A 23,497-nucleotide genomic window follows, 5' to 3' on the forward strand; every position below is an offset into this window, starting at 1 on the left:
TAACCATGGTTTTGGTTGTGGGTTCAGAGGTTGCTGGGAAGCTTGACTCTGAACCTTTTCCTTTCTGTTGATGTCTTACCGCATAATAATCGGCAAATACGAAAAAGAGAAGGCCTGAGTGCCTCCCTATGTAAGTTTGGAGCTGTTTTTCTTCTCCCGGATAGTCAACCCCAGGATTTCTTAGAGGCACCCCGAGACCCCATCTATTTTTAGATAGTCCGCATATGTTTCTTCTACCTGCTGAATGGTGTCGCCAATCCGCTATGCAACCGCGGGGACCGGAACACCGGAAACGATGAGATTGGAAACGTGTGAATAAACTGACTGTAAATCGAGAGAAACTGGCTGCTTTAGAGCTTGATTGCACGTTCGTGCAGGAGCGATGCCTGCAATCGTCGACGAACATCCGGGATGAGCAGAAGGCGGAAAAATGCGATAGAACTGCTGAAATTACAAAATATGGGGCAGTAGAATCAGACTGCCTGAGATGCTATAATGCCTTTGCTTTAACAGGAGGTTTTCAAATGGGCTTTAAGGATAAATTCCTCAACTTCGTTGCTCCGGCAGATGAAGATGATGAGGATGATGAAGACGAAACCGAAGAGGAAGAGACAGAAGAATATACACGGGAAGAGGAGCGCCCGCGTTCCGATACCTATGAACAGACGCGCAACACGAAGGTGAAGGCTTCATCGGTCAGCGCTGATACAAAGATGGTTCTCTTTGAGCCGCGCAGCTTTGAGGAAGCCCAGGAAATTGCACGCCACCTCAAGAGCCGCCGGGCAGCAGTGGTCAATCTGCACCGTCTGCAGCGGGATTATGCGCAGCGCACGATTGATTTTCTGACCGGTGTTGTCTTTGCGCTGGACGGTACGATCCAGAAGATCGGCCACAATGTCATTCTCTGCACACCTAAGAGCATCGGCGTGGACGGAGCCATTTCGCTGGAAAACGATGATGAATGACGAGACAGAGCGGCTGCTGGAACATCTCAAGGATCTGGAGCGGCGCCGCGATGTCAGAGGCATTCATACGGAATCCGGGTTTCTGAATGAAGAGGAACAGGCGCAGGCGATCGTGAGGTTTCCGCCGTCTGATATGATCCGCTACGTGGGCGGATATCCGGATGCACGCAAGAAGAAAGTCATCTTCCCGAGAGATCTGGAAGATGACTTTTCTGATATCGTATGCATTGCGGCTGATGTTGACCTGCGTTTTCGAAAAATCGGGCATCGTGATATTCTCGGTTCGCTGATGGCGCTGCAGATTGATCGCCACAGCATCGGTGATCTGTTTCTGGATGAGCAGCTGAGCCTGGCCGTGATCTATACCGGCAGTGAGATGGCACGCTTTCTGATCGATAACTATCATTCCATTGCCAATCTCAATGTCTCCTTCCGTGAGGTTGATCCCATCATTCCAGAGCGCCGGCAGGAAGAGATTATCGTCAATGTTGCGGCGCTGCGCATGGATTGCGTCACTGCGGCGCTGGCGCATACGAGCCGTGAAAATGCGAAGGAAATGATCCGGCAGGGGAAGGTGATGGTGAATCATCGTCTTCTTGAGAAAGCAGATTCGTTGTGCAATAATAACTGTACGATTTCCATTCGGGGAATCGGGCGTTTCACCTATGTTTCTGAGCATGGGCGGACACGGAAAAACCGTGTGACCGCTTTGTTTTTGAAGGAACTGTAGGGTGCTGAAAGGAGGCAGGCATGACGGCACCTCGTCCGACATTTCGGGTCATGAAGAATGGATATGACCGGTTTGCGGTAGATGATGCCATTGAACGCTATGCCGCCCAGGTCGATCAGCTGCAGAAGCAGCTGGACGCATTCCGTACACAGCTGGATGAGACGCAGAAACGTCTGCGTCAGGTCGAACAGCAGTACAATGCGATGGTTTCCTCGGCACAGGCGCAGAAGGAAGCGGCCGACAACATAGCCCGCCTGTCACTGCGGGAGGCCAACCAGATTATTTCGACGGCGCAGAAGAATGCGGATGACATCGTCCGTGAAAGTCTGCAGACGGCGCGTCTGATCCTTACGGATCTGTCCAAGCTCTATGGCGGAGCAGAAGAAGTAAAGGATACGACGAAGGAAAATCTGGAAAAAGTGATCAAGGATTTGAATTCGTTTGAACTTCCCAGGATGCCGGATCTGCGGTGGCTTGAGGAAGCAGAGAAGAAGCTGCGCTGAAGCAGGACGTGCGGCTCCGCGGAAATCAGAAGAGAGTCTGGACTGGTGGAAACAGACATGGAAGCGGAGAATCGACATCACCTGGTGAGCAGCCGCCTGATCCGGCGTTATGGGATTGATGAAGGGCATGGGCTTTTGTCCATGAACTAAGGTGGTACCGCGTTTGCCAGCGTCCTTAGATATTCTGAGTGACGCTTTTTTGTTGAAATGATAAGGGGAAAGATGATGACTGTTGACTACAAGAACACGCTTCACATGCCTGACACCGAATTCGAGATGCGCGGCAACCTGGCAAAGAAGGAGCCGGGCATTTTAAAGCAATGGGAAGAGGATAATTATTTCCAGAACATTCTGGCCCATCACAAGGGACAGAAGGCTTTCGTCCTCCATGACGGTCCGCCGTATGCCAACGGCAACCTGCATGCAGGAACGGCCATGAACCGCTGTATCAAGGACTTCACCAACCGTACACATGCCATGTCGGGCTACTATACGCCCTATTTTCCGGGCTGGGATACACATGGCCTGCCGATTGAAAACGCCATTCAGAAGCTTGGCGTCGACCGCAAGAAGCTGAGCCCCGCCGAGTTCCGCAAGAAGTGCGAAGAATATGCGCACCAGCAGATTGCGCAGCAGATGGCAACTGAGAAGCGCCTCGGCCAGATCGGTGACTACGATCACCCGTATATCACGCTGAACAAGGAATTTGAGAAGCGTCAGATCAAGGCCTTCGAGTCGATGGCTCTGCAGGGACTGATCTTCCAGGGCCTCAAGCCGGTCTACTGGTCTCCGTACAATGAAACGGCAGTCGCCGATTCGGAGATCGTTTATCGCGACGTTACCGATGCGACAATTTATCTTGCTTTTCAGATTGCCGATGGCAAAGGCATCTTGGACAGCTCCGACTATTATGTCATCTGGACAACGACGCCATGGACCATTCCGTCCAATGAAGCAGTCAGTCTCAATCCGGATCTGGAATATGCCGAAGTGCAGACCGAAAAGGGCAGACTCATCATGCTCGCAAAGTTTGTCGATCCGCTGCTGGCTAAATTCCATCTGACAAATCAGGGTGTTCTGCGCACCTTCAAAGGCCGTGAGCTGGAGGGCATCACCTATCATCATGTCGTCTTTGATAAAGAGTGCCCGACACTGCTTGGCAGCCACGTCGAAGATCAGGATGGTACCGGCGTCGTTCATACGGCTGGCGGCCATGGTCTCGATGATTTCAATGTCTGCCGCAAGTACGGTCTCGATCCGATCAATACCGTTGACTCTGTCGGCAATATGAATGAGAATGCCGGCAAATATCAGGGCATGTTCTTTGAAGACTGTTCCAAGGCCATTATCCATGATATGAATGAGCAGGGCTGCCTTCTTGCCGTTGAACCGATTACCCATAGCTATCCGCATGACGACCGCCTCAAGAAGAAGGTCATCTTCCGCGCCGTGAAGCAGTGGTTCTGCTCCATCGATAAGGTTCGTGACAAGCTGCTGGATGAAATTGATCATCAGATTGTCTGGCATAACGAATGGGGCCAGGTACGCATGCACAACATGATTGCGGACCGTGAGGACTGGTGCATTTCGCGTCAGCGTCTTTGGGGTGTACCGATTCCGATCTTCTATTGCGAAGACGGTTCGCCGATCATGGAGAAGGAAGTGTTTGATCATATCGCCGATCTGTTCGGTGAATATGGATCCAACGTCTGGTTCGAGCGGGATGCGAAGGGCCTTCTGCCGGAAGGCTACACGAATCCCAAGTCTCCCAACGGCATCTTCACGAAGGAAAAGGACATCATGGATGTATGGTTCGATTCCGGCTCGAGCTGGAGCGAACTCGAGGCCCGCGGCCTGGAATATCCGTGCGACATGTACTTTGAAGGCTCAGATCAGTACCGCGGCTGGTTCAACAGCTCGCTGATTGTCGGTAGCTGCGTTAAGGGCTGTGCGCCGTACAGGGAAGTACTGTCCCATGGCTATGTCGTTGACTCCAAGGGTGAGAAGATGTCCAAGTCGCTTGGCAACGTTGTCAACCCGATGGACATCATCAACAAGAACGGTGCCGATGTATTCCGCCTGTGGGCGGCGACATCCGACTTCAAGGCGGATCTGAAGCTTGGACCGGACAACATCAAGCAGGTATCGGATCAGTACCGCAAGATCCGCAACACGTTCCGTTTCCTGCTGGGCAATGTGAATCCGAAAGACTTTGATCCGAAGAAGGACATGGTCGCCTACAGCGATCTGGAACCGGTGGACCGCTACATTCTGGTTCGTCTGGATGAGACGGTGAAGAGTGTCCGTGAAGATGTGCTCGAGTATGACTATGTGTCTTCCGTAAAGGCACTGATGAACTTCATGGTGAATGAGCTCAGCTCCTATTACTGCGACTTTACGAAGGATATCCTGTACTGCAACGATCTCAACGATCATCGCCGCCGCCAGGTACAGTCGGTTTACTGGATCTGCGCTGACAAGCTGGTCCGTCTGTGGGCACCGTTCCTTGTTTATACCTGCGAAGAGGTATGGCAGCACTTCAACGATGAGAGTGAAAAGAGTGTTCACTATACCGAGTATCCGGCCGTTGAAAACTATCCGGATGCGGAAGAACTCAAGAAGACGTTCGGCGAGCTGCTGTCGCTGCGCTCGGATGCAAGCAAGGCTCTGGAAGATGCGCGCAATGCAAATCTGATCCACAGCTCCCAGGAGGCGGAGCTTGAAATTCACTGCACCGCCGCGGATGAAGATCTGCTCAAGGGCACGTTGAACAATGCGGCTGCCCAGTGGCTGATTGTCTCGAAGGTTTCCTTTGCGGCCGGCGACAAGCGTCAGGTTGTTGTCAAGAAGGCGCCCGGTACCAAGTGCCCGCGCTGCTGGAACTATACCGAGGAAGCTGACAGCGAAGGTCTCTGCCCGCGCTGCCACCGTGTTATGAACAAGTAATAACGATCTTACCGGATCATTCATGAATGAGGTCGTCCGACGGGCGGCCTTTTTCGATGAAACAGAGTTTCCTGCGGATTTTCGCTTTACGTAGGCGATTGCATAGGAATCCGGTATACTGGATCCGTTGTGCTTTGACGAGGGGATTTTTACATGCTGAAGAAATCGCATTTTATCGGGACAAGGGACTTTTACAGACATACGCTGCAGATCGCGGTGCCGATCATGGTACAGGACGGCATCACGAATTTTGTCGGCATGCTGGACAATATCATGGTCGGCCAGGTCGGAACCAATGAAATGTCGGGAGTTGCGATCGTCAATCAGCTGATCTTCGTCTATAACCTGATGATTTTCGGGGGCCTGGCCGGGATCGGCATCTTCACGGCCCAGTTTGCCGGAAAGAATGACCAGGAAGGCATCCGTTACACGATCCGCATGAAGGTGATGCTTGGACTTCTTTTGAGCGGATTGGCGGTGCTGGTATTCGCTCTGCAGGGAGAACGTCTGATTTCACTTTGGCTGCGCGGCGAAAGCGGCGTTGGAGATCTCGGCCTTACGCTGACCTCCGCAAAGGGGTATCTTCTGGTAATGCTGCTGGGGTTTATGCCCTTTGCCGGAACGCAGGTATTTGCCAGCACCCTGCGTGAAAACGGCGAAACGATGGTGCCCATGAAGGCAGGCATTGCGGCGGTACTGGTGAATCTCTGCGGCAACTATATTCTGATCGGCGGCCATTTCGGTGCGCCGGCGTTAGGCGTTCGCGGAGCGGCGATTGCTACGGTCGCTTCGCGGTTTGGTGTGCCGGGCATGGCACGTATCTAGGTGGTGAAAGTCCACTGTGGGGGCGAAGTCTGCCAACGCCAACCACTAGCCGAACGCCAAGGGTGTCCATCGTGAGGTGGAATCTGAAAGAAGGCGCAGGCAAACCTCCGGTCTGAGGTATACGAATCGCATAAGGCATTCCGAAGTAGGGCGAGTGTGCCAAACAACGCAAACCCAATAGCTTGGCGGGTAGAAACTGAGGAGTGTAGATGCGGCAGATGTATGGAGGAAAGGATGCGGGTCTTACCCCGGGAGATCTCATGAGCGCATACGTGAGGCGGAGAACGCCGCGCAGCGGAAGCGTAGTAACAACGAATCGTGAGAAGTCAGCAGAAGCCATAGTAGGTGGAAACGCCGAAGGGCTGAACAAAACGAGACTTACAAGTTTCATTGTTGTAGTCGGAAATCTCATAACATCCCGTGTTGAGCCAAAAGGTTCTTAAGGATGGAAATCCGATATGCGAAAAGAAGGAGGAAAGTCACAACATGGCAACGAAGCTCATGGAGGAAATCCTAAGTGAAGAGAATCTTGATGCGGCCCGGAAAGCGGTCAAGAGAAACAGAGGAGCCTGCGGAGTTGACGGAATGAAGGTGGAGGAACTGGACGAATTTATTCAGGAGTCCGGGAAGGAAATCTGCGACAAAATAAGAAACAGAAAGTACAGACCGCTCCCGGTGCGAAGAGTACAGATACCAAAGCCGGATGGAAGTAAACGGGATCTTGGAATCCCAAGTGTGAAGGATCGCTGGATTCAACAGGCGGTTTATCAGGTGCTGAGCCCGATCTTCGAGAAAGAATTCTCGGAAACAAGCTATGGGTTCAGGCCGGGAAGACGGTGCGAAAACGCAATCGTCAAAGCACTTGAGTACATGAACGATGGTTATGACTGGATCGTTGATATGGACCTTTCCAAGTTTTTCGATAACGTCAATCAGGACATACTGATGATATTGGTGCATCAGGTAATCCACGATCCGGACACAGAATCTCTCATACGGAAAATACTGCAGAGTGGAGTAATGGTGGAGGGAGTCTTTCAGGCGACTGACAAAGGAACACCGCAGGGAGGCAATCTGAGCCCCCTGCTCGCAAACATCTACCTGAATCAGTTCGATAAAGAACTTGAGAGCCGCGGACTGCGATACACAAGGTATGCGGATGATGTCATTATATGCGTGCATAGTGAAGCGGCGGCCAATCGGGTGATGAAGTCGGTTGTCAACTGGCTTGAGAAACACCTGAAGGTGCAGGTGAACGCAACGAAAACAAAGGTATGCCGGCCGAATGAGATGAAATATCTCGGATATAGCTTTTACAACAAGAATGGCTGGAAACCAAAACCGCACCTGAAGTCGATCGAAAAGCTGAAGCAGAAACTGAAAGAAGTAACAAGCAGAAACAAGCCAATGTCGATGGAGGAGCGAATCCAAAAGCTTAATCCGATTATACGCGGATGGGTCAATTACTTCCGGATAGCTGATATGAAGAGCTGGATGGAAAACATTGACGGATGGCTGCGAACGCGAATCAGAATCTGCATCTGGAAACAATGGAAGACGCCACAGAGAAGACGCTGGGGACTAAGAAAGCTGGGAGTGCCGGAAGAGAGGGCATATATGTGGTCATACAGCCGCAAGGGATACGCATGCGTTGCGTCAAGTCCGATCATGGCACACACAGTAACGAAGTCCATATTATCCAAAAAAGGTCTGCTATCACTAGCAGACCAGTATGCGTCTGTGCATATCACATGTTGTTGAGTTTTGAACCGCCGTATGCCGAACGGCACGTACGGTGGTGTGAGAGGTCGGAATTCTCATCCTTTAGATGGGATTCCTCCTACTCGATTGGAAATGGGATTTGTGATTCTGTACCTGCTGCGCAGTACGGAGCGTTTCCCCTTCGTCAAGGGAATGCTGGCATCACTTCATGTGCCGAAGGATCTCTTCGGGCGCATTACGGTGAAGGCCTTTCCGCTGCTTTTGAACGAGACGCTCTGGTCGCTTGGCCAAACGGTTCTTTCGCAGCAGTATTCGACGCTGGGACTCAACATTGTGGCGGCTTTTAATATCAGCAGCACCATCAGCAACGTGTTCAATATCGCCTTCATTTCGATGGGCAATGCGATTGCAATCATTCTGGGACAGGAGCTTGGCAGCGGAAAGACGGATGAGGTGCGCGATGATGCGGCCAGGCTGACGGTGTTTTCCATTTCGCTCTGTGTTCTGTCCGGGATACTGATGTTTGCAATATCGCCGTTTTTTCCGAGAATCTACAATACCGCGGATGAGATTCGTCTCATTGCGGAAGGTCTGATCCGCATCTCTGCCGTGTGCATGCCGATCTATGCCTGTGCCAATGCGATGTATTTTACGCTGCGCTCCGGGGGAAAGACCTGGATCACGTTCCTGTTTGATTCGTGCTTTGTCTGGATTTTCTCGATACCGACGGCCTGGTTTCTGACACATCATACGGCGCTGACCATTCTGCCGGTGTTTGCCCTCGTACAGGCGGTGGACATCATCAAGTGCGTGATTGGCGGTGTCATGGTTCATCGCGGCAGCTGGGTTCATGATCTGACGCAGTATGCGGAATAGTTACGCTGCCAGAAGCGGGGGAAGTCTGCATATAATGAATTCGGCAGCTTTTAAGTAAAGGAGATTTATGATGGACAGTAATGACCTGATTTCATTTTTGGGCAGCAGCCCGGACTGCTACCATACGGTTCAAAGCGTCAAAGAGATTCTGGATGGAAACGGCTATGTTGAGCTTGCGGAGAGCGAGCCGTGGCAGCTGGAAGACGGTGGACGGTATTATGTGGTCCGCAACCAGGCGAGCATCATTGCCTTTCGCTATCATTCCGGCTTCCGCGGCTTCATGATTGCGGCGAGCCACAGTGATTCGCCGGCGCTGAAGATCAAAGAAAATCCGGAAATTTCAGCGGACGGTTATACAAAACTCAATGTAGAGAAGTATGGCGGCGCCATTCTTTCCGGCTGGCTGGATCGGCCGCTGTCTGTTTCCGGACGCATTCTGGTCAAAGAGAACGGAAGGATCGTTTCCAGGCTGGTGCAGCTGGATGAGGATCTTTTGGTCATTCCTTCGCTGGCGATTCATATGAACCGCAATACCAATGATCAGCAGAGCTGGAATGTGCAGCAGGATCTTCTGCCGGTACTGTCTTTGAAGGAGAAGACCGATTTCCTTTCCCTTATTGCGCAGCGGACCGGAACAGACAAGGAAAATATTCTGGGTCATGATCTGTTTCTCTATGTGCATGAAACGGGAAGAGTGATCGGTGCTGAAAAAGATATGATTCTGGCACCGCACCTGGATGATCTGCAGTGCGGATTCGGAAACCTGCATGGCTTCCTGCAGGCAGAAGAAGACGGTAACCATATTCCTGTCCTTGCCATCTTCGACAATGAAGAAACGGGATCTCTCAGTGCCCAGGGCGCTGACAGCACGTTCCTGAAGGATACGCTGGACAATATTTCCGCCGCCGCAGGGTTCAGTGCTTCCGCTGAACGCTGCGCCTTAGCCGGCAGTTTTATGGTGTCGGCCGACAATGCGCATGCGGTACATCCCAATCATCCGGAGAAGGCGGATCCTGTCAACCGGCCGCATATCAATGCCGGCATCGTCATCAAGTACAATGCAAACCAGCATTATACGAGCGACGGAGTGTCGGCGGCAGTGTTCAAGGAACTCTGCAGGCGGGCAGATGTTCCGTATCAGACCTTTACCAACCGCTCGGATATGGCAGGGGGAAGTACGCTCGGCAATCTGAGCAACCGCCACGTATCGCTGCATACAGTCGATATCGGTCTGGCGCAGCTGGCGATGCACTCGTGCATGGAAACTGCGGGAGTAAAGGATACGGAGTATCTGATCCGGGCAATGAAGGTGTTTTTCTCTTCTTCCTTTGCAGAGAAGGGCAACAGTTTTTTGATCTGATCCGAAATTACAGGCTGCGGGAAGGGCTGTTCTTCCTGCATGCCTGTTTTTCTTTCTTTTCTGCGTCAGGACGGCCTTTTTGTGTATTTTTATCGGTTCGCTTGTGAAAATGATTGCTGTTTCGTAAAAAAATCTTCATGGTAAATCGAAAAAAATTCTATGTTTTTTGATGTAAGCGCTTGCTAAAGTGGAATTGCTGATGAGGGAAACCTCAAATCACAAGGGAGGAAATAATTGTGAATTCAAAGAAGACTTTCAGCATTCTCACGGTTGCTGCAATGTCTGCGGCTCTTCTCGCAGGCTGCGGCGGCTCAAGCTCTTCGGCAGCAACGGCAGCAGCATCCTCAGGCAGCGACAGCGGCACGACGGCTGCAGAAGCTACCGGAAACGCTGCGAAACCGCTCGTCTGGTTCAACCGTCAGCCGTCCAACAGCTCGACCGGTGAACTTGACATGACTGCTCTCAACTGGAACAAGGATACCTACTACGTAGGATTCAATGCAAACCAGGGTGCTGAGCTGCAGGGTAAGATGGTCGCTGACTATCTGACTTCGCATGGCGCTGAACTGGATCGTAACGGCGATGGTATCATCGGTTACGTTCTGGCAATCGGTGATATCGGACACAATGACTCGATCGCTCGTACGCGCGGCGTCCGTAACGCTCTTGGCACGGCAGTTGAAGACGCTAACGGCGTCAATGCGCAGCCGGTAGGAACCAACGTTGACGGATCCTCGACAAACGTTCAGGACGGTTCCATCGATATCGATGGCAAGACCTATGTTGTTCGTGAACTTGCTTCGCAGGAAATGAAGAACTCCGCAGGTGCTACGTGGGATGCGGCTACGGCCGGCAACGCGATCGGCACATGGGCTTCTTCGTTCGGCGATCAGATCGATGTCGTTGTTTCCAACAACGATGGTATGGGCATGGCAATGTTCAATGCATGGTCCAAGGAAAACAGCGTTCCGACATTCGGCTACGATGCAAACTCTGACGCGGTTGCGGCAATCGCTGACGGCTATGCAGGAACCATTTCGCAGCATGCTGATGTTCAGGCTTATCTGACGCTCCGTGTTCTGCGCAACTGCCTTGATGGCGTTGATGTCAACACGGGTATCTCCATCGCTGATGATGCCGGCAACGTTCTGACGGAAGGCACCGACTATGAGTACAATGCAGACGAGCGTTCGTTCTATGCTCTGAACCTTGCAGTTACGGCTGACAACTATCAGGACTTCCTGGATTCGACCGTTACCTACAAGCCTGTCAGCAACCAGCTCGATGCGACGAAGTCGCCGACCAAGAAGGTATGGCTTGACATCTACAACTCCGCTGATAACTTCCTGAGCTCCACCTATCAGCCGCTGCTGCAGAAGTATGATGATCTGCTGAACCTCGATGTTGAATACATCGGCGGCGATGGCCAGACAGAGTCCAACATCACGAACCGTCTCGGCAACCCGGATCAGTATGATGCATTCGCCATCAACATGGTCAAGACGGACAACGCTGCTTCCTATACTTCGCTGCTTCAGTAATCTAGAGTAAGAATCTTCACTGAAGGGCTGCGCGGGAGATGTTCCTGGCAGCCCTTCATCTTATGGAACCTAGGGAGGAAATCCACCTGCGGTTTCACCACCAAATGAGGTAATAGCATGGCTGAAGAATCAAAAGACAATATTTTGGAAATCCGTGGCATGTGCAAAAGCTTCGGACGCAACCGCGTTCTCGATCACATCAATCTCGATGTGAAACGCGGAACCATCATGGGACTGATGGGAGAGAACGGCGCCGGAAAGTCCACGATGATGAAATGTCTCTTCGGTGTGTACCAGAAAGATGAAGGAACCATTATTCTGGACGGGAAGGAAGTTAACTTCGCCGGACCGAAGGATGCGCTGGAAAACGGCATCGCCATGGTACATCAGGAGCTGAACCAGGCCCTGGACCGCACCGTTGTCGATAACCTGTTCCTGGGACGCTATCCAACGGATCGTTTCGGCATCGTTGATGAGGCACGCATGAAGAGAGAGGCGGCGGAACTGTTCCGCAGCCTGGATCTGACGGTCAATCTGAATGCGCCGATGCGCACAATGTCTGTCTCGGCACGGCAGATGTGTGAAATTGCCAAGGCAATTTCCTACCATTCCAAACTTATCGTTCTGGATGAGCCGACGTCATCGTTGACGGAGCCGGAGGTGCGCAAGCTCTTCAGCATGATGCGCCGACTGCGTGACCGCGGCATCTCGCTGATTTATATTTCGCACAAGATGGATGAGGTATTTGAAATCTGCGACGAAGTATCGGTGCTGCGTGATGGCAAAATGGTCATGACCAAGAACATCAAGGATACCGACATGAACGAACTGATCGCAGCCATGGTCGGACGTTCTCTGGATCATCGTTTCCCGCCGGTCGACAATACGCCAAAGGAAACGATTCTCTCGGTCCAGCATCTGTTCACCAAGTACAAGCCGTGGCTCAAGGACATTACGTTCGACGTCCGTGAAGGAGAAATCTTCGGTCTCTATGGACTGGTTGGAGCCGGCCGTACGGAGCTGCTGGAAACCATCTTCGGTGTTCGCACCAGAGCCAGCGGCCGCGTCTATTACAATGGAAAGCTCTGCAACTTCAACAGCCCCAAGGAAGCGATGGATCATGGCTTCGCCCTCATCACGGAGGAGCGCAAGGCAAACGGTCTCTTCATGAAAGGGGATCTTACCTTCAATACGACGATTGCCAATCTGAATCAGTACAAGCACGGTCCCGTCGTCCTTTCGGATCCGACCATGAAGAAGGCGACATCGCGCGAAATCCGTACGATGCATACGAAGTGCCTTGGACCGGATGACATGATTGCCAGCCTCTCGGGCGGCAACCAGCAGAAGGTCATCTTCGGCAAATGGCTGGAGCGGGAACCTGACGTCTTCATGATGGATGAGCCGACCCGCGGCATCGACGTTGGCGCCAAGTATGAGATCTATGAACTGATCGTACAGATGGCAAAGCAGGGGAAGACGATCATCGTTGTCTCCTCCGAGATGCCTGAGATTCTCGGCATCACCAATCGCATCGGCGTCATGTCCAACGGACATCTTGCCGGTATCGTCAATACGAAGGAAACAAATCAGGAAGAACTTCTGCGCCTCAGCGCAATGTATCTGTAATAGAGGGATAGGAACATGGAAGACAATAACAAGATTCTGACCGATCAGCAGGAAGAGGAGCTCAGAGCCCCGATTGCCGAAAAGATCGGAGCAATTCAGAAACAGATCGATGATCTGCGCAAAGACGGCAGCCTGAAGATTCAGACCCTGAGCAACCGTCTCGCTGCCGTTCGCAGCAGCCGTACACTTGCCAATGATGACCGGAAGAAACAGATTGCGGATCTTGAGTCACAGCTCGCCGCAGCCAAAGAGGTTGAAAAGAACAACAGCGCCAAGGTCAATGCCCTGATCAAGGAAGCAGAAGACTATCTGAAGCAGAACTATGAAAGCCAGTATCTGAGTAAGGTCAAGGCCAGCTGTGATGTGGCAAATAGTCAGGCGGAAGCCAAGTACAATGCCAAGCTCGCTGAACTGAAGGCCGAATATGAAAAGACCATTGCCGGCATCACGGATCAGAAGGAATTGAAGGACGAAAAATACGTCTACAAGAACAAGCAGTTCGATGCCAAGCTGACGTATGACAATGAGCTGCAGGCCATCAAGGACCGCCGTCATGAGGCGTTCACGTATCAGTACCATCTGATCGATAATCTCCGGATGTCGAAGTTCACTGTCGGGGAGCGCTTCGATCAGTGGCGTGAAAACTACAAGTACACGTTCAACCGCAAGCAGTTCTTCCTGAAGAACGGTCTCTATATCGTCATTGTGCTGATCTTCATCATGCTGGCGATCATTACGCCGATTCTCAAGAATACGCAGCTGTTTACGCTGACAAACATCCTGAACATTCTGCAGCAGGCTTCGCCGCGTATGTTCCTGGCGCTTGGCGTTGCGGGACTGATCGTGCTGACCGGTACCGATCTCTCGGTTGGTCGAATGGTCGGTATGGGCATGGTTACGGCAACGATCATCATGCACAACGGTGTCAATACTGGTGCCGTCTTCGGACACATCTTCGACTTCACCTCGATCGTTCCGGCGGGACGGGCATGGCTCGCATTGCTTGTCTGTGTCATTCTGACGACGATCTTTGCGACGATTGCGGGATTCTTCTTTGCCCGCTTCAAGATGCATCCGTTCATTTCTACCATGAGCAACATGCTGATCATCTTCGGCCTTGTTACCTATGCAACGAAGGGTGTGTCGTTCGGTGCGATTGATCCGTCGATTCCGCAGATGTTCATTCCGAAGATCAACGGGTTCCCGACGATTATTCTCTGGTCTCTTGGCGCAATCTTTGTTATCTGGTTCATCTGGAACAAGACGACATTCGGCAAGAATCTGTTCGCTGTCGGCGGCAACCCTGAAGCTGCTTCCGTATCCGGTATTTCGGTATTCAAGACAATTCTGAGCGCCTTCATGCTGGCAGGTGTCATGTACGGTATCGGCGCATGGCTCGAGTGCATGCGAATGGTCGGCTCCGGTTCAGCTGCCTATGGTCAGGGCTGGGATATGGATGCGATCGCTGCCTGCGTTGTCGGCGGTGTCTCCTTCACCGGCGGTATCGGTAAGATTTCCGGCGTTGTTGTCGGTGTCCTGATCTTTACGTCGCTGACGTATTCGCTGACGATTCTCGGCATTGATACGAACCTGCAGTTCGTCTTTGAAGGCATCATCATTCTTGCGGCTGTCACCCTCGACTGCCTCAAGTATGTACAGAAGAAGTAATCAATCCATCGCTTTACAAACGGAAAAGAAAAAGGTCCCCGCTGCGGCGGGGACTCAATGGCGTCAACCTAAGAACATATGGTTGACGTCTTTTCTTATCCCTGAAACTTAACTACAAAATTATAAGCGGGAAATTATAATGGCGATCTAAATTTATCTGGGGATGCCTCGAAAACGAAGTAAAAAAACTTGGGGAGTCGGGGTACCCCATGAAGGTTTATCCCACCACGAAACCGTCTGGTAAAACAGGCGGTTTTTGAATGGAAAAGAAAAGGAGACCGCCTGTTACGGCTGCGTCTCCTGAAGTTCTTCGTATTCGTCCAGAAACATCTCACAATAGATGGCGATGCGGGCAAGCATCTCGTCTGTGTTCATGGCATACAGAGTCATATTGCTCGTTTGGTTACGCTGCTTCAGCTCACATTCAATGCCGCGCATTAATCGCTGTGCTGAGCGGCATATTCGGTTCATGGAACGAATGCTGGCCTGCAGATATTGTTCTGCTTCTTTGCCATACAAACGGGCTCCTTCTGCAGTGATCCATGCCTGTTCGGGACTCAGGGGCTGAAAGCTGGTTGAAGTCATTGCTTAACCTTCTTTGGCGGAATGACAGGATTCAACATTGGCTTGGAGCTCTTTCTGAGCACATAGAGGCAGCGGTTGCGGAACCTGTCCCAGTTGGTATATCCGTTGGCTGCTTTCTTGATCGTCTTGATGATTGAGTTCCGGTTCTCCATCAATCCGTTATTCAGTTTTATGTCGGACACTACCACCTGGCCTGTGTCCTTATCGACTGTATGACGCTGCTTTACGACAATGAAGGAGTTGATAATCTCCTCTCTCCAGCTGATCAGGGTGCGGGAGAACTCTTTCATTTCCGGAATACCACTGGCTGCGAAGGACTGAATCAGTTTGTTCAGCTCCTGGGGAGCAGTATCGTAAGTGCAGTTGTCATAGAAGTCCACAACGTCATCCTTGAGGTCCCATGCCTTTTTCAAATCGGGATGAACGGCTTCGATCATGGCTTTAATTTCGTAATAATTGAGGAACCGGTTCAGCTTGCGGTTCATTTTCCTTGGATGGCCGGGATCGAACAGCTTTTTACCATCTTTGTCTCTGGCGTCCAGCCGCTTGAATATCATCCAGTTGAATGTCTTCAGCAGATAATACTCGTTGGTTTGTGTTTTTGTGCCTTCAATATATTTTGGAGTCTGCTTCATTACTCTGATCCGGACGCTGTCAGCCTTTCTGGAGAGCTCCTGGCTGACATGATAATGGTCAACGGAATGATAGGCCTTAGGGAACAGCTGACGTATGATGGCGCGGTATTCACTATACATGTCCGTGGCAATCATTTTGACGCGCTTTCGCTCTTCCACTGGGATTTTGAGAAAGTAGCTGAGCAGATAATCTTTTCTTCTGCTTGGCAGGATATCCACCGGCTCCTGTGACTCAAAGTCGAGAATAACGAACACATATTTTGAGTTCTCTCCCGGATGATAAAATGCGTAGTTCTCATCCCAGCACATCAATGTGGGCAGAGGTCTTCGCGCCTCCTTTACGTGGGCATCGAAGACGGAGGCAGCGGTTGTGGGAGAGATGTGATACCGCTTAGCGACGGAAGCGAAGGTCTCGGTCTGAATCTTCAAATCGTTCAGAATGTTTTCAACCGTGAGGGCGGAGATGTGCTGCTTCCTGAAACAGAATGGATTGTTCTCATAGTACGTTCGATGACAGACAGGACAGATGTACCTGCGGGCATGATAGAAGATGGTGCACTCACGATCAGTAAAGACGCCGTGGCTTATCTTCTTGTCAATGTAGTCCTTAACCCTTGGCAGGGTACAGCCGCAATCGGGACAAGGCGGATGATCCGGCCGCAGTAAAACATGGACAGACGCACTGCCATTGTCATTATGGAAGATGACATTCTCCACACTGCCTGTATCGAGGTTAAAGAATTCAAGAATGGCCTGTTTATCAGATTGTTCGGACATAGATCTTCTCCTTTGAGCCCAGCATAGGGGAAGATCAGGAAAGGCCCAAGTCAAAGTCATTTGGCCTATTCAGGCAGAGATTGATTCCGGCCACCCAGCCACTGGAAGAATCATATTCTGGAGCCCGGCGGACATCACGCCGGAATAGAACACGAAGCTGTTGAAGCAGCGAATCAGGCGGATCAACCAGCTTCAGGAAAATCCGGAGCTGCACAATGAGCTTATCGAGCCATTTGTTCCAACGGTAAACGGAAGAATCGGAAGGAAGCGAATAACGATCAAGATCCAGATCATTGTCCAGAGCCGATTCGATGGTCTGCACCGAGTAGTGCTTGTAAGGGACAAGGAAATCAGGGAGAACACGGTGATGTCTTCCGTTGGAAGAGACGGCGACAGGAATCCAGATCCAGTAAGAACCTTTTGGCGTTTTAACGCACCTTCTGGCAGTTCCGCAGAATCTCATTGGCAGGCCTGTTTCAGGATCCAAAACAGGTTCGCTGCATTTCATCAAAAATCATTCAGATGATTAGGATGTTTAACAATTTTGTATTGTGAATGTGGTACACTAACCATGGTTTTGGTTATGGGTTCAGAGATGGCTGGAAACTAGTCTCTGAACCTTTTCCTTTCTATTGATGTCTCTAACCGCATGATAATCGGTAAATTCGAAAAGGAGAAGGCCGTTGTGCCTCCCCATGAGGGTTTACAGCTCTTTAACTCCCCCCGGATCATCAATCCCAGGATTTCTTAGAGGCACCCCCAAACCCCATCTATTTTTAGATAGTCATTATAATCAGAGCGCATTAAAACAACATTTTTTGCAAGCAGAAATCTTCATGCTACGATGAATATGCGTTACGGTTTCACAGTCATCATGCATCCTTGATAAGTTCTTACTCTCGGATCATGACGACCATCGAGCCGGTAGCGGTGTGGGTGGTTATATGTGACGACTGCACCCCATCGCTGATGGTGCCTGCCAGGGCGGACAGGCACTTTTATTTTGTTGATCAGACCGAGGATCACATCCATTGTCCGCATAATGGCTTTCCGGTTGCTTGTGCGCAGCCATCTGACCAGGTTGTTCTCTCTGATCATCTTGGCAAGCTGCGCAATATTTATCGTGTAACCATACTTGTTTTTCGGGTTATTGTCTGCCTGAAGCTGCCGGTTCATCTCTTTGCGGATAACGCCGACAATGTTATGAAACAGAACCTTCGCAAAGATCATATTGCGCTCGGCATTTGATGCGCTGGTGAAGTAACGTTCCCATTCATAATCTGTTTTCAGCGTTTTATAACTGCACTCAATATCCCAGCGTCTTTCATACAGATTAACGATCTCCTGACTGCTGAACTCCTCTTTTGGAAGATTTGTGAAGTAAATCAGATCCGTTGTCTGCGGAATACCATTTATATCGGTATAGCTGTATTTATATTTCACTATCCTCAGTCTGAATGTCGGATCTTTGACAAATCGTTCCTTAGGAATAGAGTATTTCAGACGCCTCTGCCATGGTTTATCAACTTCAACGGTAATCCATTCATCATCACTGGTCATCTTCTCAATATAGTGCCTGAAGAAATTGGATTTTCCCCGAATGCAGTAATAGAAGCCATACGATTCAAGAATTGCCTGCAGTTCAACGCTGTCATAATAGCGATCAGCCAGATAGATTATCCTGCGGCCGTCAAAAACGGAATGCATTCTCAGTAAATGGCCTGCAGCCATCGGAATTTCTGACTTGGAGTAATTTTCCATTGTGAAGTCTACTACCAGGCCGTTTGTGACATCATACAGGGCCGAGGAACGGCTTGTGGCGTTAACGGCATCGAACATGTCTTTAACCTTTGAATTGGTGACAAACCCATATTGCATTAAGGCCTGAACAGTCGGCCTTAATTCAAGTGTGGTGCCATCTTCGGCCAGAAGAATATATCCTCTGTAAGTCTTGACGAGATCCTCAGACTGGTAAAACAGTTCTGCGAAATGGTGAATCAGATCAATGAAGACATTCGGATTCAGTTTGTTAACAGCTTTTAACATTGCCTGTTTACTGACCTGATATCCTGGGTGTCCAATATCACTGAAATACTTTGAGAGTTCTCCCTGAGAGGTCTTCTCTGACCGGAATATAAGATAAAGAATCACATCGAACCATGGAAACTTATAAATCCTGGTAAAGTCGCTTGTTTTTGTTTTGGATAGCGAGCGAACGATTGGTGATCTTATGTAATCGCCAAATTTTCTAAAGAAATGTTCCAGGCTATTTGAAACGTTTGATTTCATGAGCCAGCACCTCTTCAGGATCATTAACTGAGAAGGCGGCGCGCAGATAAGGCACATGTTTCGCGTCAAATTGGCCAAGCTTAACTACAACGCGGTGCTTCGGCGTGCCGTTTTCATCACGGTAAGATTCAACGAGTGAGCAGAAATAGGTCTTTTTCTTGCCTTTATTGTTAGGAATAACGCGAACAAACATAGAAAATGTCCTCCTATACTTAACTACATAATAATATATATAGAAGTAATTAAAACATTATTTAAATATATAATCTTAACTACATTATGCCCATTGAAGGACCATCACCGTATTTGAAATTGACAATTTAAAAGGCATCAACCCTTGAGAATCATGTTCTCTTAGGTTGATGCCATTGGGTCCCCGCTGCGGCGGGGACTCATTTTGTAAGGATCAGGATTCTTCGAACTGGGCATTGTAGAGCTTTGCATAGAAGCCGTTTTTCGTGAGCAGTTCTTCGTGCTTTCCGGCTTCGACAATGTCGCCGTGATCCATGACCAGGATCAGATCGGCATTGCGGATCGTGGAGAGGCGGTGAGCGATGACGAAGCTTGTGCGTCCCTTCATGAGGTTCTCCATGCCTTTCTGGATCAGGATTTCGGTACGGGTATCGACGGAGGACGTTGCCTCATCGAGAATCAGAATCTTCGGATCGGCAAGGAAAGCTCTGGCAATGGTGAGCAGCTGCTTCTGGCCCTGGGAGATGTTGGTCGTCTCTTCATTGATTTCGGTTTGATAACCGTTTTCCAGGGTGCGGATGAAGTGGTCGACATAGGCCGCATCTGCAGCCTTGACAACTTCTTCATCGGTTGCGTCCAGCTTTCCGTAGCGGATGTTTTCCATAATGGTTCCGGTATGGAGCCATGCGTCCTGCAGAACCATTCCGAAGCAGTCTCTAAGGTCTTTGCGCGTCAGATTCCGTGTATCAATGCCGTCGATGTAGATCGTTCCGCTGTTGAGATCATAGAAGCGCATCAGCAGCTTGACGATCGTCGTCTTGCCGGCGCCCGTAGGGCCGACAATGGCAATCTGCTGGCCGGCCTTGATGAAGGCGGAGAAGTCATGAATGACGATCTTGTCCGGTTCATAGCCGAAGCATACATTTTCGAAGGCTACGTCGCCGCGGATCGTGAGGTTGTCGTCTGCGTCACGGATCGATACCGGATGATCGGTATCGGGTTTTGCCTCCGGTTCCTCGAGAAATTCGAAAACGCGCTCGGCAGCGGCAGCCGTCGACTGCATGACGTTCATGATCTGCGCCGTCTGCGTGATCGGCTGGTTGAAGTTTCTGACATATTGAATGAATGCCTGAATGTCGCCGATGGCGAGATTTCCGTGAATCGCAAGATAGCCGCCCAGGATGCATACGCCGACATAGCCGACGTTGCCGATGAAGCTGGTTACCGGCATCATGATGCCGGAGATGAACTGCGACTTCCAGGCGCTCTCGTAGAGGTCGTTGTTCAGCCTGTTGAAGGTGCTGATGGAGCGCTCTTCACCATTGAATGCCTTCATGACGAGGTGTCCGCCATACATTTCTTCAATGTGGCCGTTGACCCTGCCGAGGGTCGACTGCTGGGCGAGGAAGTACTTCTGCGACTTCTTAACGATGACAGCCGCAAGGATTCCGGAGATCGGAATGACAATGATTGCCATCAATGTCATCTGCCACGAGATTCTCAGCATCATGTAGAGGATACCGATGATCGTAATCAATGAAGTCAGTACCTGCTGCACCGCCTGGTTGAGCGACTGGGACACGGTATCCACATCGTTCGTGACGCGGGAGAGCACTTCACCATGCGTCTGACGGTCGAAAAAATTCAGCGGCAGGCGGTTGATCTTCTTACTGATTTCCTCACGCAGGGAGTAGGTGATCTTCTGGGTGACACCTGCCATCATCCATCCGGAGAGGTAATTGAACAGGGCACTGAGCAGATAGATGATGGTCAGATTTCTGAGGATCCGGAAGATGCCGGCAAAGTCAATCGACCCCTGGCTTGTATACTTGCCAGCAAGGCCTTCAGCCAGCAGGGTTGTCGCGTTTCCGAGAATCTTCGGACCGACGATCGAGAAGATCGTCGAGATGACTGCGAAGATGCAGATAAAAATCAGCTGGAAGCGGTAGGGACGCATATAGGCCAGAAGCCTGCGGGTGGTTCCTTTGAAGTCCTTGGCTTTCTCGCCCGTTCCCATGGGTCTTCCATGACCCATGGGCGGTCTTTGTTTTCTGTTTTCACTCATGCTTCGCCAAGCTCCTTTCTGCTCAGCTGCGAATGCGCTATTTCCTGATAGACGCGGCAGCTCTTCATCAGTTCTTCATGGGTTCCGATGCCGGCCATGCGGCCCTGATCGAGAACGATGATCTTGTCTGCGTGCATGATCGTGCTGATCCGCTGGGCGACGATGAAGACGGTCGCATGGGTCTGTTTGATCATTTCCGTCAACTGTGTGCGCAGCTTCGCCTCCGTGGCATAGTCAAGGGCAGAGAATGTGTCATCGAAGATGTAAATGTCAGCGTTGCGAACCAGGGCGCGGGCAATGGAGAGGCGCTGCTTCTGGCCGCCGGAGACATTGGTTCCGCCTTCAGCAATCGTCTCCTGCAGCCGGTGGGGCATGCGGAAAACAAATTCTTCGGACTGCGACACTTCCAGGGCTTTCTGAATCGTAGAATCATCGGCATTTTCGTCGGCGTACTTCAGATTGGATTCGACGGTTCCGGAGAAAAGGACACCCTTCTGAGGAACATATCCGATCCTCTCCCGCAGTTCCTTCTGCGTCACCGTTCGGATATCGGTTTCTCCGAACCGGATCGAGCCCTCGGAAACATCGAAGAAGCGGGGGATGAGATTGATCAGTGTCGATTTACCGGATCCGGTTGATCCGATGAAAGCCACCGTCTCGCCCGGGCTGGCCGTGAAGCTGATGTCATGAAGGACATCTTCTTCGGCGCCGGGATAGCGGAAGGACACATGGTCAAATGTGACCGGCGCATTTTCGGATGGAAGATGGACGGGAGAAGCAGGATCCTTGATGGAAGGCTGCGTCTCCAGAACGTCGAAGATACGCTTTGCAGAAACGCTGGACCGGGGAATCATGATGAAGATCATGGCAACGATCATAAAGGAGATCAAAACCTGCATCGCATACTGCAGGTATGCCATCATGTCGCCGATCTGCATCGCCCCGAGATCGACCTGCTTTGCGCCGAACCAGATGATCAGGATCGTGACGCCGCTCATCAGGAAGGTGACAATCGGTGTGATCAGTGCCATAGCACGGTTGACGAAGATGTTGACATCGGTCATTTCCCTGTTAACGTCGTCGAAGCGCTTTTCTTCGGTCTTCTGATTGTTGAAGGCGCGGATGACCAGCATGCCTGAGAGCTGTTCGCGTGTCACCAGGTTGAGGCGGTCAACAAGCTTCTGGATCCGAGTGAACTTCGGCATCGTGAACTTGAATGTAATAAGCATGATGGCAAGAATCAGAATGATTGCCAGCCCCAGGATCCATACCATGTCCTGATAGCGCAGTACCTTGAGGATGGATGTGATGCCCATCATCGGTGCCATCAGAACAATCCGCAGCAGCATCGTCATGACCTGCTGGATCTGCTGGATGTCGTTGGTGGTGCGGGTGATCAGGGATGCGGTGGAGAAGGAGTTGAACTCGGAAGTCGAGAAGGACTCCACCTTGGCAAAGACGTCAGCACGCATGTTGCGGCATGCGGCGGTGGCAGTGCGGCTCGAGAGGAAGGCGGCAGCGATGGCGCAGATCGATCCGATGGCCGCAATCAGCAGCATCCATCCGCCTTCATGCATGATGTAGGAGCTCTGCAGATGTTCAATATCCATGCCAAGAGCAGTATATTCCTGCCTCAGTAACATGCTTTCAGCGGAAGACAGATTGCTGTCGGTGTAGCCGGACAGTCGTTCTTCGGCAGCGGAAAGAAACTGTGTCCGGATGGCTTCATTGCTTTCAAGAAGGGCAAAGGCCTGATCAGAACTGTCCAGTCCCAGCTGAGAGAGCACATCGCTGTTTTCCAGCATCGAGACATAGAGAAACGGCTTCTCCGTCAGCTCACTGATATCCGTATCGGTGGTGCGGATGTAAATGTCTTCATCAGCGAGAACGGGATAGTCATTGATGTAAGTGGAATTGCCTGCCTTGATCAGCTGATAATCGGCTTCGAAGGCAGCCTTGTCTTCCTCATCCATGAACAGTTCCATATGCTGGTAGACGGATGCCCGCATGGCGCGGGGACTGGTATCGGTAATTCCGCTGTACTGGATGCCGTAGGTTACGATGCTGGACATGTAATCGGGCAGCGCCAGTTCACACTGTACCTGTCCGAATACCAGGGCAACAATCGCAATCACGGAGAGCCAGAAGGGCTTCAGATAGCGAAGTGCTTTGATCATGAAAAACCTCCT

General features: G+C 50.9%; 18 protein-coding genes. 11 read left to right on the forward strand and 7 right to left on the reverse strand.

Going from position 1 to position 23,497, the window contains the following annotated elements:
• The first annotated feature begins 524 nt into the window (after positions 1-524).
• The 11 genes from C1714_RS13200 (at position 525) to C1714_RS13255 (ending at position 14,765) form a co-directional block, all read left to right on the forward strand.
• Complete coding sequence (locus tag C1714_RS13200; protein WP_102343697.1) at positions 525-965, forward strand: cell division protein SepF; 441 nt, start codon at positions 525-527, stop codon at positions 963-965.
• Positions 958-1,695, forward strand: a complete 738-nt coding sequence (locus tag C1714_RS13205; RefSeq protein WP_102343698.1) for a YlmH/Sll1252 family protein — start codon at positions 958-960, stop codon at positions 1,693-1,695. Before C1714_RS13200 ends, C1714_RS13205 begins: the two co-directional genes overlap by 8 nt.
• Before the next feature lie 20 nt (positions 1,696-1,715).
• Positions 1,716-2,198 (forward strand): DivIVA domain-containing protein, encoded by a 483-nt coding sequence (locus C1714_RS13210; protein ID WP_102343699.1) that lies wholly within the window; start codon positions 1,716-1,718, stop codon positions 2,196-2,198.
• A gap of 225 nt (positions 2,199-2,423) precedes the next feature.
• A complete protein-coding gene (gene ileS / locus C1714_RS13215; RefSeq protein ID WP_102343700.1) occupies positions 2,424-5,144 on the forward strand; it encodes an isoleucine--tRNA ligase in 2,721 nt (906 codons plus the stop codon).
• A 153-nt stretch (positions 5,145-5,297) separates the two neighbouring features.
• Positions 5,298-5,969 (forward strand): MATE family efflux transporter, encoded by a 672-nt coding sequence (locus C1714_RS13220; protein ID WP_210115360.1) that lies wholly within the window; start codon positions 5,298-5,300, stop codon positions 5,967-5,969.
• A 486-nt stretch (positions 5,970-6,455) separates the two neighbouring features.
• Positions 6,456-7,730 (forward strand): group II intron reverse transcriptase/maturase, encoded by a 1,275-nt coding sequence (gene ltrA, locus C1714_RS13230; RefSeq protein ID WP_102343702.1) that lies wholly within the window; start codon positions 6,456-6,458, stop codon positions 7,728-7,730.
• 93 nt (positions 7,731-7,823) lie between these two features.
• Positions 7,824-8,567, forward strand: a complete 744-nt coding sequence (locus tag C1714_RS13235) for an MATE family efflux transporter (RefSeq protein ID WP_167850078.1) — start codon at positions 7,824-7,826, stop codon at positions 8,565-8,567.
• Between the two features lie 70 nt (positions 8,568-8,637).
• Complete coding sequence (locus C1714_RS13240) at positions 8,638-9,927, forward strand: M18 family aminopeptidase (protein ID WP_245305147.1); 1,290 nt, start codon at positions 8,638-8,640, stop codon at positions 9,925-9,927.
• Between the two features lie 236 nt (positions 9,928-10,163).
• Entirely contained in the window at positions 10,164-11,468 is a 1,305-nt protein-coding gene (locus C1714_RS13245) for a substrate-binding domain-containing protein (protein ID WP_245305148.1), read from the forward strand.
• Between the two features lie 117 nt (positions 11,469-11,585).
• Positions 11,586-13,097 (forward strand): sugar ABC transporter ATP-binding protein, encoded by a 1,512-nt coding sequence (locus C1714_RS13250; RefSeq protein ID WP_102343705.1) that lies wholly within the window; start codon positions 11,586-11,588, stop codon positions 13,095-13,097.
• A gap of 15 nt (positions 13,098-13,112) precedes the next feature.
• Positions 13,113-14,765, forward strand: a complete 1,653-nt coding sequence (locus C1714_RS13255; protein WP_102343706.1) for an ABC transporter permease subunit — start codon at positions 13,113-13,115, stop codon at positions 14,763-14,765.
• Positions 14,766-15,050: 285 nt separating this feature from the next.
• On the opposite strand, the gene C1714_RS13260 is transcribed toward C1714_RS13255, so the two are convergent.
• From C1714_RS13260 to C1714_RS13290, 7 genes are all read right to left on the reverse strand, one after another.
• Complete coding sequence (locus tag C1714_RS13260) at positions 15,051-15,350, reverse strand: hypothetical protein (protein ID WP_102341426.1); 300 nt, start codon at positions 15,348-15,350, stop codon at positions 15,051-15,053.
• Complete coding sequence (locus tag C1714_RS13265; RefSeq protein WP_167850079.1) at positions 15,347-16,762, reverse strand: ISL3 family transposase; 1,416 nt, start codon at positions 16,760-16,762, stop codon at positions 15,347-15,349. The genes C1714_RS13260 and C1714_RS13265 overlap by 4 nt, the downstream gene beginning before the upstream one ends.
• A 34-nt stretch (positions 16,763-16,796) precedes the next feature.
• A complete protein-coding gene (locus C1714_RS13270) occupies positions 16,797-17,270 on the reverse strand; it encodes a DUF6431 domain-containing protein (RefSeq protein WP_135567918.1) in 474 nt (157 codons plus the stop codon).
• A 347-nt stretch (positions 17,271-17,617) separates the two neighbouring features.
• Positions 17,618-19,108 carry an IS4 family transposase gene (locus tag C1714_RS13275; protein WP_102343708.1) on the reverse strand — a complete coding sequence of 497 codons (1,491 nt, stop codon included), beginning with the start codon at positions 19,106-19,108 and terminating at the stop codon, positions 17,618-17,620.
• Positions 19,029-19,244, reverse strand: coding sequence for a hypothetical protein (locus C1714_RS13280; RefSeq protein ID WP_102343709.1), 216 nt, complete (start codon positions 19,242-19,244; stop codon positions 19,029-19,031). The genes C1714_RS13275 and C1714_RS13280 overlap by 80 nt, the downstream gene beginning before the upstream one ends.
• Before the next feature lie 213 nt (positions 19,245-19,457).
• Entirely contained in the window at positions 19,458-21,308 is a 1,851-nt protein-coding gene (locus C1714_RS13285) for an ABC transporter ATP-binding protein (RefSeq protein ID WP_102343710.1), read from the reverse strand.
• The gene (locus C1714_RS13290; RefSeq protein WP_102343711.1) at positions 21,305-23,485 is read right to left on the reverse strand and encodes an ABC transporter ATP-binding protein; all 2,181 of its coding nucleotides are present in this window, start codon (positions 23,483-23,485) and stop codon (positions 21,305-21,307) included. Before C1714_RS13290 ends, C1714_RS13285 begins: the two co-directional genes overlap by 4 nt.
• Between the last annotated feature and the right edge of the window lie 12 nt (positions 23,486-23,497).

This window comes from Galactobacillus timonensis, from assembly GCF_900240265.1.
Classification (GTDB): domain Bacteria; phylum Bacillota_I; class Bacilli_A; order Erysipelotrichales; family Erysipelotrichaceae; genus Bulleidia; species Bulleidia timonensis.

Excerpts from the sequence above, each read along its gene's own strand:
- C1714_RS13200 (WP_102343697.1), top strand. The coding sequence starts at position 525 with ATGGGCTTTAAGGATAAATTCCTCAACTTCGTTGCTCCGGCAGATGAA.
- C1714_RS13205 (WP_102343698.1), top strand. The coding sequence starts at position 958 with ATGAATGACGAGACAGAGCGGCTGCTGGAACATCTCAAGGATCTGGAG.
- C1714_RS13210 (WP_102343699.1), top strand. The coding sequence starts at position 1,716 with ATGACGGCACCTCGTCCGACATTTCGGGTCATGAAGAATGGATATGAC.
- ileS (WP_102343700.1), top strand. The coding sequence starts at position 2,424 with ATGACTGTTGACTACAAGAACACGCTTCACATGCCTGACACCGAATTC.
- C1714_RS13220 (WP_210115360.1), top strand. The coding sequence starts at position 5,298 with ATGCTGAAGAAATCGCATTTTATCGGGACAAGGGACTTTTACAGACAT.
- ltrA (WP_102343702.1), top strand. The coding sequence starts at position 6,456 with ATGGCAACGAAGCTCATGGAGGAAATCCTAAGTGAAGAGAATCTTGAT.
- C1714_RS13235 (WP_167850078.1), top strand. The coding sequence starts at position 7,824 with ATGGGATTTGTGATTCTGTACCTGCTGCGCAGTACGGAGCGTTTCCCC.
- C1714_RS13240 (WP_245305147.1), top strand. The coding sequence starts at position 8,638 with ATGGACAGTAATGACCTGATTTCATTTTTGGGCAGCAGCCCGGACTGC.
- C1714_RS13250 (WP_102343705.1), top strand. The coding sequence starts at position 11,586 with ATGGCTGAAGAATCAAAAGACAATATTTTGGAAATCCGTGGCATGTGC.
- C1714_RS13255 (WP_102343706.1), top strand. The coding sequence starts at position 13,113 with ATGGAAGACAATAACAAGATTCTGACCGATCAGCAGGAAGAGGAGCTC.
- C1714_RS13260 (WP_102341426.1), bottom strand. The coding sequence starts at position 15,350 with ATGACTTCAACCAGCTTTCAGCCCCTGAGTCCCGAACAGGCATGGATC.
- C1714_RS13265 (WP_167850079.1), bottom strand. The coding sequence starts at position 16,762 with ATGTCCGAACAATCTGATAAACAGGCCATTCTTGAATTCTTTAACCTC.
- C1714_RS13270 (WP_135567918.1), bottom strand. The coding sequence starts at position 17,270 with ATGAAATGCAGCGAACCTGTTTTGGATCCTGAAACAGGCCTGCCAATG.
- C1714_RS13275 (WP_102343708.1), bottom strand. The coding sequence starts at position 19,108 with ATGTGCCTTATCTGCGCGCCGCCTTCTCAGTTAATGATCCTGAAGAGG.
- C1714_RS13280 (WP_102343709.1), bottom strand. The coding sequence starts at position 19,244 with ATGTTTGTTCGCGTTATTCCTAACAATAAAGGCAAGAAAAAGACCTAT.
- C1714_RS13285 (WP_102343710.1), bottom strand. The coding sequence starts at position 21,308 with ATGAGTGAAAACAGAAAACAAAGACCGCCCATGGGTCATGGAAGACCC.
- C1714_RS13290 (WP_102343711.1), bottom strand. The coding sequence starts at position 23,485 with ATGATCAAAGCACTTCGCTATCTGAAGCCCTTCTGGCTCTCCGTGATT.